Origin of the sequence: Neisseria sp. Ec49-e6-T10 (assembly GCF_051132615.1) — a bacterium.
Classification (GTDB): Bacteria; Pseudomonadota; Gammaproteobacteria; order Burkholderiales; family Neisseriaceae.
On the sequence record NZ_CP152375.1, the window covers coordinates 1,765,142 to 1,777,869 of the forward strand.

The 12,728-nt window shown below is 37.0% G+C and carries 10 protein-coding genes; 9 read left to right on the top strand and 1 reads right to left on the bottom strand.

Annotated elements, in window-relative coordinates; translation table 11 throughout:
* Positions 1-21: 21 nt before the first annotated feature.
* Positions 22-930, bottom strand: coding sequence for a LysR family transcriptional regulator (locus AADH04_RS09115; protein ID WP_434776974.1), 909 nt, complete (start codon positions 928-930; stop codon positions 22-24).
* Positions 931-1,069: 139 nt separating this feature from the next.
* Between AADH04_RS09115 and cydP the strand changes: the two genes are divergently transcribed.
* From cydP to AADH04_RS09160, 9 genes are all read left to right on the top strand, one after another.
* Positions 1,070-1,252, top strand: coding sequence for a cytochrome oxidase putative small subunit CydP (cydP, locus tag AADH04_RS09120; RefSeq protein ID WP_434776975.1), 183 nt, complete (start codon positions 1,070-1,072; stop codon positions 1,250-1,252).
* The gene (locus tag AADH04_RS09125) at positions 1,249-2,817 is read left to right on the top strand and encodes a cytochrome ubiquinol oxidase subunit I (RefSeq protein ID WP_434776976.1); all 1,569 of its coding nucleotides are present in this window, start codon (positions 1,249-1,251) and stop codon (positions 2,815-2,817) included. Before cydP ends, AADH04_RS09125 begins: the two co-directional genes overlap by 4 nt.
* Positions 2,817-3,956: a cytochrome d ubiquinol oxidase subunit II gene (cydB, locus tag AADH04_RS09130; protein ID WP_434776977.1), complete on the top strand. Its 1,140-nt coding sequence runs from the start codon at positions 2,817-2,819 to the stop codon at positions 3,954-3,956. The genes AADH04_RS09125 and cydB overlap by 1 nt, the downstream gene beginning before the upstream one ends.
* Before the next feature lie 12 nt (positions 3,957-3,968).
* Positions 3,969-4,061: a cytochrome bd-I oxidase subunit CydX gene (gene cydX / locus AADH04_RS09135; RefSeq protein WP_434776978.1), complete on the top strand. Its 93-nt coding sequence runs from the start codon at positions 3,969-3,971 to the stop codon at positions 4,059-4,061.
* A gap of 646 nt (positions 4,062-4,707) precedes the next feature.
* Positions 4,708-8,100 carry a PilC/PilY family type IV pilus protein gene (locus AADH04_RS09140; RefSeq protein WP_434776979.1) on the top strand — a complete coding sequence of 1,131 codons (3,393 nt, stop codon included), beginning with the start codon at positions 4,708-4,710 and terminating at the stop codon, positions 8,098-8,100.
* A gap of 220 nt (positions 8,101-8,320) precedes the next feature.
* Positions 8,321-9,253, top strand: coding sequence for a hydroxymethylbilane synthase (gene hemC, locus AADH04_RS09145; RefSeq protein ID WP_434776980.1), 933 nt, complete (start codon positions 8,321-8,323; stop codon positions 9,251-9,253).
* Entirely contained in the window at positions 9,250-10,002 is a 753-nt protein-coding gene (locus tag AADH04_RS09150; RefSeq protein WP_434776981.1) for a uroporphyrinogen-III synthase, read from the top strand. The genes hemC and AADH04_RS09150 overlap by 4 nt, the downstream gene beginning before the upstream one ends.
* Complete coding sequence (locus AADH04_RS09155) at positions 9,999-11,543, top strand: uroporphyrinogen-III C-methyltransferase (protein ID WP_434776982.1); 1,545 nt, start codon at positions 9,999-10,001, stop codon at positions 11,541-11,543. The genes AADH04_RS09150 and AADH04_RS09155 overlap by 4 nt, the downstream gene beginning before the upstream one ends.
* Positions 11,540-12,727 (top strand): heme biosynthesis HemY N-terminal domain-containing protein, encoded by a 1,188-nt coding sequence (locus tag AADH04_RS09160; protein ID WP_434776983.1) that lies wholly within the window; start codon positions 11,540-11,542, stop codon positions 12,725-12,727. The genes AADH04_RS09155 and AADH04_RS09160 overlap by 4 nt, the downstream gene beginning before the upstream one ends.
* Position 12,728: the final 1 nt, after the last annotated feature.

Consider the following 12,728-nt stretch of genomic DNA (forward strand, 5'->3'; position numbering starts at 1 on the left):
ATCCTGACACAACAAGAAATACTATGGCTGGTTTTGATATTTTTGGCAAAATTCAAAAAAATATTTTAAGTTTTGAGACAATAATTTTTTATGATGTACAATTAAAAAAAAGCGTCTACTAAAACGAGGTAATGTGGTAGACAGCTCAACCAAAGATTTATTTTGAAGCATGTCCATAACCACAAAGCGTGATAATAAACTGATGCCCACACCAGTGGCGACACTGCGTTTCATTAAACCAAAGCTACCCATTTCATTAATGTATTGCAAACGGTTTAAATGAGGTAAAAGTAAACGCTCGGTTTCATCTCTAATACCAGATTCTGCTTCTCGCATAATCCATCGTGCCTGACTTAATTGCTCAATGCTCACTTGTTTGAGTTGAGCTAATGGATGTTTAGGAGAGGCAACAATAATCATTTCATCTTCTAACCAAGGTGTACTGATTAAATCACTATGATGGCAGGGCTCTTCAATTAAACCAAAATCAACTTCATATTGGGCAACAAGTTTCATAATATTGCGACTATTGCGGATTTTGACTTCAATATTTTGTTCTGGTCTTTCTTGATAGAAATCTGACAAAATATTGGGCAATAAATGGCTGCCAATCACACTGCTTGAACCAATACAAATACGTGTATTAAATTGCCCCGTACGAACCATTTCCTTAAATTGATTTTCAATTTGCGCTGCGCTGTCTAAAACATGTTGTGCTAAAGGCATTAAATGCCGACCTTTATCATTTAAAACCAGTTTTTTACCTGCCCTGTCAAATAATACTGTTTCTAAATTATTTTCTAATTCTTTTAATGCCGCGCTGATGGCCGATTGAGACAAAGCAATAGATTCACCCGCCCCAGTTGTTGTCCCTGTTTTGGCTATTTCATAAAATATATGTAATTGTTTTAGCGTAATTTTTGTTTTCATATCTATTTTTTCGATAAGTTATACAAGAATAATCAATTTTACTTGTTATTGGTTCTATTGTAACTTAAAGGAATAAAAAAAGAACCATGCTAAAAATAGTTCAATATCAATACAGACAAAAAGAGAAAAAGGAATCCAGATGAATCTGGTCAAACAATATCGTACAGAAATTATTGTGACCTTAATTGTCAAAATAATCATCTTAACCATACTCTGGAGCTTGTTTTTTCGACATAAACAACCAGTAGATCCTGAAAAAATGGATCAACATCTACTTGGTCATCAACATTACTCATTATATTACGGAGAAACACACTCATGACAGAAGCTTTAGTTGATGTGTCACGGCTGCAATTTGCCGTGACCGCGTTATACCATTTTTTATTTGTGCCACTGACTTTGGGGTTGGCATGGATACTGGTGATTATGGAAGCCGTTTATGTGATTACGGGAAAACAGATTTATCAGGATATGGTGAAATTTTGGGGAAAGCTTTTTGGTATTAATTTTGCCTTAGGTGTGACAACTGGTATTACCCTAGAGTTTCAGTTTGGTACCAATTGGGCATATTATTCCCATTATATGGGCGATATCTTTGGTGCACCTTTAGCCATTGAAGGCTTAATGGCTTTTTTCCTTGAATCTACCTTTGTCGGTTTATTCTTTTTTGGTTGGCAAAAATTATCAAAATTAAAACATTTTATGGTCACCATTTTGATGGCTATTGGTTCCAATTTGTCTGCTTTATGGATTTTAGTTGCCAATGGTTGGATGCAAGATCCAGTAGGGTCATATTTTAATTATGAAACCATGCGTATGGAACTATTAAGTTTCAGTGATATATTTTTCAACCCTACCGCGCAGGCAAAATTTGTGCATACCATCAGTGCCGGTTATGTAACCGCCTCTTGTTTTGTTTTGGGTTTATCTGCTTTTTATCTGCTACGAAAACGTGATGTGGCTTTTGCCCGTTGTTCCTTTAGAGTGGCGGCAGCATTTGGTTTTGCTTCGGCTTTATCTGTCATTGTCTTAGGTGATGAATCTGGTTATACCGTCACAGAGTCACAACAATCAAAATTAGCAGCTATTGAGGCCATATGGGAAACAGAACCTGCACCTGCTTCTTTTACACTGATTGCATGGCCTGATCAAGAAAAACGAATGAATCACTATGCAATTGAAATTCCATATGTGGGGGGCTTGATGACCACAAGAAGTGCCACAAAAGAAGTGCCTGGCATTAAAGAAATTTTAGAAAAAAACAAACAAAGAGTCATGAATGGGCAAAGAGCGGTTTTGGCATTGGAAGCTTTACGTAAAGATCCAAAAAATCCACAATTAATTGCGGCTTTTCGTGAATATGAAACCGATTTAGGGTTTGGCTTACTGTTAAAAAAATACACTGATGATTTCAGTCAGGTGACACCACAAATGATTGAGCAGGCAACAAACAGTACTGTACCAAAAGTTGCGCCACTTTTTTTCAGTTTCAGAATCATGGTTGGTTTAGGTTTTAGCTTTTTAGTCTTGTTTACCTTGGCCTTATATTATTCACTAAAGAATAATTTTGAACAAAAACGTTGGTTTTTACGTTGGGCATTATGGTGGATACCTATGCCATGGATTGCAGCTGAGTTGGGGTGGTTTGTTGCCGAATATGGGCGCCAACCTTGGACGGTTTATGGTGTGTTACCTACTCACTTATCGGTTTCATCCTTGTCTGCCAGTATGGTATGGATGTCTTTAATAGGTTTTATTGCTTTTTATACTGGTTTACTGATTGTTGAAATGTATTTGATGATCAAATATGCCAGATTGGGACCGTCCAGTTTGGGCACAGGTCGTTATCATTTAGAGCAAAATGAACAAAAAGCAGGAGAACACTAATGGACTACGCAACACTAAAATTCATCTGGTGGCTATTGGTTGGTGTACTTTTAATTGGCTTTGCCATCATGGATGGACACGATATGGGGGTAGGCACATTACTGCCTTTCGTGGGTAAAACAGATACCGAACGTCGAGTGGTCATTAATACAATTGGTCCTCACTGGGAAGGCAATCAGGTTTGGTTTATTACTGGTGGTGGTGCTATTTTTGCTGCATGGCCATTGGTATATGCCGCAGCATTTTCTGGTTTTTATTGGGCCATGATGGCTGTGCTTTGGGCATTATTCTTTCGCCCAGTAGGGTTTGATTATCGCAGTAAGTTAAAAAGCCCTGTCTGGCGCAGTTGGTGGGATCGTCTTTTATTTATAGGCAGTGCTGTTCCCCCCTTAATTTTTGGTGTGGCCTTTGGTAATTTATTACAAGGTGTGCCCTTTTATTATGATGACACTTTGCGTTCTTTTTACACAGGTTCATTTTGGGCTTTGCTCAATCCCTTTGCTTTATTATGTGGTTTAGTCAGTACCGCAATGATTACTTTTCATGGTGCAAACTATTTAATGCTCCGAACAGAAGACATTATTTTTCAACGTGCCAAAAAAATGGCTGTCATTTTTGGTGTTTTAACCGTTGCTTTGTTTGCTTTAGCAGGAATCTGGCTTTATTTGGGTAATATTAGTGGGTTTGTTGTTGTCTCGGGGTTAGACCCTAATGCTGTTTCTAACCCCTTAGTCAAAACAGTAGCCATACAATCAGGAGCATGGTTTATTAATTACACTAAATACCCTTTTACAGTGGTTTTTCCTGTTTTAGGGTTAGTTGCGGCACTATTAGGTGTGGTTTTTGCCATTAAAGAAAAAGCAGGTTTGGCTGTTATTGCGTCTTCTTTAGCGATGGTCGGTATTATTGTGACCGCGGCAGCCGCCATGTTTCCTTTTGTTATGCCGTCTTCCAGTCACCCTAATTCCAGTTTGACTGCATGGGATGGTACATCTTCATTATTTACTTTACAGGTCATGTTGGTGGCTTCGGTTATATTTGTTCCTTTAATTGTTTTTTATACTCGATGGGCCTATAAGGTTTTATGGGGTAAAGTCACGGAAGCGGATATTCGTGCCAATGATCATTCAGCTTATTAAAGGAGAGACATAATGTGGTATTTTTCTTGGATGTTGGGATTACCTTTAGCAATATTACTGTCCATCCTGTGTACTTTAATAGGTGATCGGTTCGAAGATCGTTAAAAACTTTAAGATAAAAACATTTTTTTTATAATTATATGTTTGAAATTCAACAATTATTTTATAAATTATTGTTGAATTTTTTGTTTTCTGTTAATATAATTTATAGAATTTATTAGAATGTAATATTTAAATTGGTTTTATTTTTTGTGATAAAATTATAAAAATTTTTTTATTTTTCAAGAAAAACAAACAGTTAGTTTGTTTTTTTTTGTATGTTTTTTACCACTTTTTGTTGATGTCATGAAATAAATTTTGGCTGGATATTTTCTTTTTTTTGATAAATTTGTTTTTCATTTTTATAATTTATTGTTTAATTTAATATTGATATTTATTATATATGATATTTAAAGTTTTTTTTAAAATTTTTTATGTATCAATAGATTATATTTTTTCTTTTTTTTTAATTATATTTTTCTTTTTGTTTTTAAAAATTTAGTTATTTCGATTTTTTGTTTTTTTGTTTAAAGTTTTTATGTTTAAAAAAACAATATCTATATTAATTTTTATAATTAATATTATTTTTCATTTAACTTATTTTTTTGAAATTACTTCAATTGTTAATTACAATATTATTATCTAATAGTTTATTCAGAACGTAAAAATTATAAAGATTTAATCTTTAATTACATGTACAGGAGTGATTGTCATGAAAAAAACAAAATTAGGAAGGCATGGCAAGAAACAGTATATGCATAAAAGCATCATACCCTTGGCTGTTTTTCTTGCGCTGACGACCAGTGTGTCAGGTGTTGCCTTAGGTGCTCCAGGAACGTATCCATTTCCAGTTTACCCTATTGTTTCTCAACCTTACATTAATAGAACAACCCCGCTATTATTTGCTTTTGTGGATAACTCAACCACAATGAACAATAATGCCTCTATGAGCGACAATTCTGGCAGGAACATCTCTCGAACAAAAGTACCTTCAGCGTATAGGAATCAAAGCTGGCCAACTCGGCTTGATGTTGTTAAACGTGGCTTACATGGTATGGTGGAAAAATACTATGATGACTTTGATTGGGGACTGGTTGTTCTTGTGGATCAAAGGCGAAAAGATAATTGGCACGCTTTTTCCGAAAGTGATTTAGGCTTGTATGGTGCTACGCCAATCTGGAATTCTGACCCTAATTACTCGTGGATGAGTAGTTTTCCTGCGGAACGTAGGGCAAATTTGATCAAAAATACAGGTAGCAATAATAATTCTGCGGGTACAGCAGATATAGTTGCTTCATTGCCCACAATTCGTTATACCGATACGAGTGCAAAATTTTTTGGGAAACCCATGCGGTTTTCACCTACTGATCATTCTGAGACAAATAAAGCCACCTTACTTGATGAAATCCGTGGCATCGGCATCACTGAAAGTGCATCCTATATGGAAGATACTTTCCCTCAATTACTTAATGTAGAGTGGCGTTCGTATGCAACTGGCAGGAGAGGTAGCTATCGGGACATGTTGTCTATTCCTGATTTTGTTAAATATCGTTGTCAAGATATCTTTGCTGTTGTTTTTACTGATGGCAATCGTGTCGCAAATGCTAAAAACTATAACCCAACAATCAATGGCGCAACTATTCATCCTATGTCAAGTTCACAACTAGATGGTGATGGTAAACCATATAATGGGACAGATTTTCCCAATCAATATATTTCTACTTCTGCTGTAGGCTTAGATAGTGCAACTGCGGGGAGAACGAGAGAATTTGAAACGTTTGCTCAACGAGGTAACGGTGAATTTGTTTTATCAGAAGATGCGGATGAATTAGGGCAATGGTTCGAGGAGTTTATTGAAAAAAGGCGGCCTAAGTATTATTTTTCGGCTTCAGCTCCTGCTGTAACCTATGTTATGGATGATACCGGTAAACAACTGGCAGTTAGCTTGCAAATGGAACCTAATAGATGGTTGTCTTTCTTGAAAATTAACTACTTAAATAGTAAAAATCAAGTTGTTGCGCCAACAAATGTGTCTGCTAAATATGATTATAAACAGCATACAGTATTGGGTAGTTCTGCTAAAAGTAAAGGTAACTGGGTTAATTTGAGCACAGCATCTGTGACCAGTTTAAGTACACATTTTGACAATAATAGTTTTGGCAGCACAGCAAGTAATTCAGATGATTTTGCTAAACATTATATTCCTTGGTTAGCAACTTCTACTCAAACTGATGGTGAAACTGGTTACCGCAATCGTGAAGTTGCCTTAGCTGGTGTATCTGGCGCTGGTAAAGGACAGGATAATGAGCACCGTTATTTGGGAGATGTGTTAAATACCAATGCTTTTATGGTTGGCCATGTAAGTAGTGCATTGAATATTCCTGAGTATATGGTATTTGGTTCAAATGACGGTATGGTAAAGGTTTATCAGGCAACAAATGATTCATCAAAGCCATTTTCTTATAAGTTAGGGATGATTCCAGGTATGATGCCACGGGATGATCATCAGACCTTATACAAAGCAATGTATCATCGAGCTTTACCAGGTTATGCTATCCGAGATGATAACCCACATGTGTTTGGTGTAAATGGGGGTATTGCTTCTCGCCATACCAATAAAGACCATTTGTTTGCTGTTGCAACGATGGGACAGGGTGGTCGAGGTGTGTTTGCGCTAAATATCGCGGGTAAAAAAGAAGATACTCAGGAAGTTATTGGCATGAGTGCAGAGCAACATAAATGGGCTCAATCTGTACCCTTGTGGGAATCAAGTAGTTTAGCAGATTTAAATGATAATCTTGGTTATACCGTAGGTAATCCTATTATTGGGCCTGTTGCATTAAAGCGCGATAATAAAACTGGTTGGCCTAAATACGATGATGTTTATCAAGCTGCCTTTGTTGCTAATGGTTATGATGGACCTAAGCAAGAAAATGCGCTTTTGGTTGTAGATGCTTTGGGGGTTAATATTGGCGAGAGTTCAAACAATACTGCTCCTGGTGATTTGCTTAAAAAAGTGGATATACAGAGCATATTGACCAGTCATTATGGTTTATCTGCACCCGCGTTAATTGATATTGATTATGATGGAATTGCAGATTTAGCTTATGCGGGTGATCGTAATGGGGATTTGTATCGTATTGATCTGCGTTATCCTGCAGTAGATCAGTGGAAAATGGTTAAAATATACTCAGGTAGTGCTAAAAAACCAATAGTGAGTGCGCCTGCTTTTTCACGTTATAAAGATAAACCTGTCGTGACCTTCACAACAGGTAGTGCAATTTATGCTGAAGATTTGAAGTTAGAGTCAGAACAATCTATCTATGGCGTTTTTGATGATCTAAAAAACATGAACCCAATTGCTGCAACTGAAACAGATCTGTTGGAACAAACAATTGATCAAAGTACCAAAGGGTATGTTAATGGTGAAAAAACGCAAAGAACGCTTCGTCTCTTAAGCAATAAGAAGCCCCAAAGCACGCATAAAGGCTGGAAGATTGATTTGCCAACTTACACCAGATCAGGAAAATTTGGTAATGAGCAGGCAAATGCATCGATCAGTGTTGTTGATGGTACAGTTGTGCTTTCTACAACTTGGTTAAGACAAGATGCTTTTGCGGATCTTGACTCTGGTGTACAGGTAAAATGTTTTAGAGATGAAACTGAGCGTGAAGGTTCTATTATGTTGATTAATGCGCTTACAGGTGGTGCTTTAACTAAGCGAGATACTCATATGTTGGCAAAAGTAGATGGTAAAGATGTCGTCATCAATGGTTATTTGACAAATGGCCTTACTTCACCAGCATTGGTTTACTCAAATCAAACATATTTCATGAATAATGATGGTCAGTTTGGGTTGTATAATGGCGCCCCTTCTGAAAAAGGTTTGAATACCAATTTACAAATTTTCCCTGAATATGGTTATTGTAAAGATGATAGCTGTCGCGCAAAAGTAAAATCATTTTTTACCTACTGTAAGAAAAAGTCAGATACAAGAGAAGTGAGTATTGCTTATACAGAAGGGGACAGCACAGGCTCCATGGGATTAAATCTATGTCCTACCGATCAGATAGCAAGACGAATTTCATGGAGATTGATTGGTTAAGAAAATAATCAATATAAGTTATTTTTTTAAAAGCACAGCTCATACATTAGGCTGTGTTTTTTTTTGTTTTTTAGATTGAATAATAAACAATGTGTAAGCTAGCATTAACATTAGGTGAAAGTATATGCGGTAAATAAAGTGAATGATGTTCTTGAATGTGCACTCTGCTAAACCATGTTAAAATAAATACATACAGACTATTTGATTAAGAAAATAATTTATGAATGCACTCGTTATTGCCAGTCGTGAAAGCCAACTTGCTATGTGGCAAGCCGAACATATTCAAAGTCGTTTATGTTCTTTATATCCTGAAAAAACGGTCACTATTTTAGGGATGACCACACAAGGGGATCAAATTTTAGATAAAACTTTATCTAAAATTGGCGGTAAGGGGCTTTTTGTAAAAGAGCTAGAGCAGGCATTATTAGATGGCCGTGCAGATTTGGCCGTTCATTCCTTAAAAGATGTGCCCATGCAGTTGCCAGAAGGATTTATTTTGGCTGCCATTACCGAGCGTGAAAACCCATGTGATGCATTTGTCAGCAACCGTTATCAGCAATTAAGTCAACTGCCTGATCAAGCCGTGGTGGGTACTTCTAGTTTAAGGCGAGAGGCACAAATTCGGGCAAAATTTCCTCATTTGGTGGTGAAACCTTTGCGCGGTAATGTGCAAACCCGTTTACGTAAATTAGATGAAGGGGAGTATGATGCCATTATCTTGGCAGCTTCTGGCCTTATTCGTTTAGGTTTACAAGATAGAATACAAACTATTTTGTCACCACAAGAGAGTTTACCAGCTGCAGGGCAAGGTGCTTTGGCCATAGAAATTGCCGCACATCGACAAGACTTACTGGCACTACTTGAACCCTTAAACCATGAGCAAAGCCATGCTTGTGTTCTGGCAGAGCGAGCTGTGTCTAGAAAATTAGGTGGAAGTTGCCAAGTGCCTTTAGCTGCTTATGCACAGCTTCAAAGTGATCACAACATTCTTTTGCAAGCACGGGTTGCCAGTATTGATGGCACGGTTGTATTGAGTGCGCATAAACAAGGGGCGCTTGCCGATGCTGAGGCTTTAGGGTTAAGTGTGGCAGACGATTTGATTAAACAAGGGGCTTTACCATTAATTGAACAGGTACTGGCGACAAATCAATGAAACTAAATGGTCAGATTGTGTTGGTGACTCGCCCACAAATGCAGTCAAAAAAATTGATTCATTTATTACAAATAGCAGGTGCCAATGCACAATTGTTTACACCTATCACCATTTTACCTAAGACAGATTGCTTACTCACCTTAGATAAGCATTTTTTACAGGCAGATTGGGTGTTTTTCGTCAGCCCCAGTGCCATTGATGTGGCAGCACCTTATCTTAACTTTCATCGTTTTAACGGCAGCTTATTTTGTGTTGGGCAGCCAAGTGCTGAAAAACTTAGGGTAATCAGTGGTAAGAATGTATACCATCCAGAAGCGGGGCAAAATGATACATTGGCATTATTGAGCTTACCCATTTTTCAGCAAGCCTTCATGAAAAAAGTATTGATTATTCGAGGGGAAGGTGGGAGAGCGGATATGGCTCATTTTTTACATGAAAAAGGCGCCCATGTTTATATTGAAGAAGTGTACCAAAGACATCCTATCCCATTAGATTGGGCTCAGTTTTTTATGTGGGTACAAACTGGTTTATTATCTGCAATATGTGTGACTTCTTCAGAAATTGCACAGCTACTTTTTAAAAATGCACCGCAAGAGGCACAACAGATATTAAAAAAATTGTTATACTTAGTACCACATGTGCGTATTCAAGAACATCTGCAACGATTGGGCGCTGAAAAAGTAATAACTTGCGCGGCAGGTGATGAAAATATGGTAAAAAGTTTAATAGGAGCATTAGGCCCATTATGACAGACCAACAAGATAAACCCAACAATACATCAACAAATCAAACAGATCCTTATCAAGAACCTAATGAAATTTTTGATGATCCTGCACCTAGTGAGAATATAGATGAAGTTTCTGCTGAATCAGTATCTAAAGTGACGCATGATGATACAGCTATAAACAAACAGACAACAGATGATGTTGAGCAGAATATGCAAACAGATAACAGTGGTGAATCAATGGCAGACAATAAGCAAGCTATTGACTTGAATGCACCACAAATAACAATAAAGGATAGTACTGTGGCAGATCAAAATAATAATGTTTTAAATACCCAAACTGAGAAACCCCGTTCATCAAAAGGATTAAGTATCTTAGCTTTATCTATTGCTGTTATTGCTTTAGGTGCAAATGGCTTTTTATTTTATAAAGGGCTTGAAACCACCCAAACGCTCGACTCTTCCATTAAAGAAGTTTCATCCTTAAGTAATGATGATCATTTTCAAGCCAGTAATATATTAAAAGGTTTGCAAGAAAGCCAAGCACGGGAAGAGGCCTTGGCTGTAGAAATCGTCAAATTACAAACTCAGGTGGCCATGATTGGCAGCCAATCCGATCAATTAAATAAACTTTATCAGGAGTTAATCCAAACACGTTTTGATTGGCTTGTTTCAGAAACGGAATTTAATTTAAATCTAGCCAATCAGCAGTTGCAAGTGGCAGATAATGTTCCTACTGCTATATTGGCGCTTGAAAACATACAAAATCGATTAAGCCAGTTTGATCAGCCAGAGCTGATGCCAATTAAGCAAGCCATTGCTCAAGATTTAGTACAGTTAAAACAGCAACCCCAAACAGATATCGCTGGTTTGTCTGCTAAATTAGATACTTTAAATACTATTGTGCCAACTTTACCTGATTTGTTGGCCTCTTTAGCAACGAATACGGCTGAAAAAAATGCAGTAGAGAAGGTAACAGAGTTGACACTAACGGGTAATGCAGAAAACTGGTGGGAAAATTTATGGGAAAAAACCAAGTCAGGATTCAGTAGTTTAGTTGAGGTTCGTCATTTGGACAGTAATGATGTGGTATTTTTGAGCCCAGAACAAAGTTATTTTGTGAAAGAAAATATTAAGCTGCAATTAAACAGTGCCAGATTGGCTTTATTACAGCATCAAAATGATGCCTATCAAAGTAATTTGAACGCAGCAGAGCGCTCTATTGAACAGTATTTTGATTTAAAATCGCCTATTACACAAACTGCTGTGCAACAGCTTAAAGCATTAAAAGAAGCAGATTTGACGCGTCAGCCTTATAATCTTTCAACCAGTTTACAGGCGGTACAAAATTATCAAAAAACAGTCAAACCTATTAGCACTTTACCCATGCCAATTGTTGAGCAGATGAAACAAGAAACATCAGCGACTGCATCTGCACCAGAAGCAAATGAAAGTAAAGATACAGCGCAAGAAGCTTCTGCTCCTAAAACAGCGGAGCCTGTTCAGCCTAAAAAAACAGAAAAAGAAGCGGCAAAAATTGATTCAAATAGAGGACAAGTACTATGAGAACCATTGCCTGGATTATTGTTTTATTTTTGCTTGCTGTTGGTTTGGCTTTATTGGGGCATTATTATGCTGGCGACGTGATGGTGGTTATTGGCTCAAAAATGTATCGTGCCAATTTGAATACTGTGGTTATTTTTAATCTGGCTTTTTTAGCATGTGTTTACTTGTTATTTCGTTTGATTTGGGGCGTTATTCGTGTGCCAGCAGCACTACGTGCTCGTAAATTAAGACAGGCACGTCGTTCTTTAAATATTTCCGCATTGTCTTTTTTAGAAGGACGTTACCAAAAAAGTTTGGATCTTTCTTTAAAAGCGTTGAAAACTGAGGCAGATGAAACCAATAAAGCATTAGCATTGATGTTGGTGAGTAAAAGCGCTCAGGAAACCCAAAATATTACGCAACGTGATGAATCTTTAATCGAAATAAAAAATTTACCTGATCATTTACAGTTGGCTCGTTATTTATTTGAAGCGAATTTGTTTTTGAATCAACAAGAAGATGTTCAAGCAAGGCAAATGCTTGATGAAGCGTTAAAACTGGCACCTAATTTAACCCAAGCACTTAAATTAGATCTTGTTTTAAGTGATCGAGAAAAACAGGCAGAAAGAGTATTGGCGTTGGTTGAAAAATTACGCAAGGTTGATGCGATTACACAAAATGAAGTTGAGCAATATCAGGTTCGGGCTTTTTTAGAGCAGATGACCGCTTTAAATACCACCAAAGACATCAAAAAATGGTTGAAGAATGTACCAGATACATTACAAAATAATCAGCTATGTGTTGATATTGCTAAAAAGTATCAACAGCTTGGATTAGATGATCAAGCGGTTGAGTGGGTAAGAGCCCACTATCCACAAAATCATAATGATGAATTGTTGCCTGTCTTGGGTAAAAGTATTGCTCAATTACAAAACACCGAGCAGCAAAAAATGTTGGAGCAAGGTGAGAGCTGGTTAAAAGCGCAACCACATGATGCACAGCTTTTATTTACTTTAGGACAGATTGCTTGTGCCAATCAGTTATGGGGTAAAGCGCAAAGCTATTATGAAGCAAGCATTGCTATTTCTCCTTCATTGGAAAGCTATTTAACTTTAGCAGATCTGTTTGAGCAAATAGATAAAAAAGATCTTGCACGTGATGAAGAGCAAAAAGCATTGAATTTTGCTCGGAAAAATTTAAGTTAAT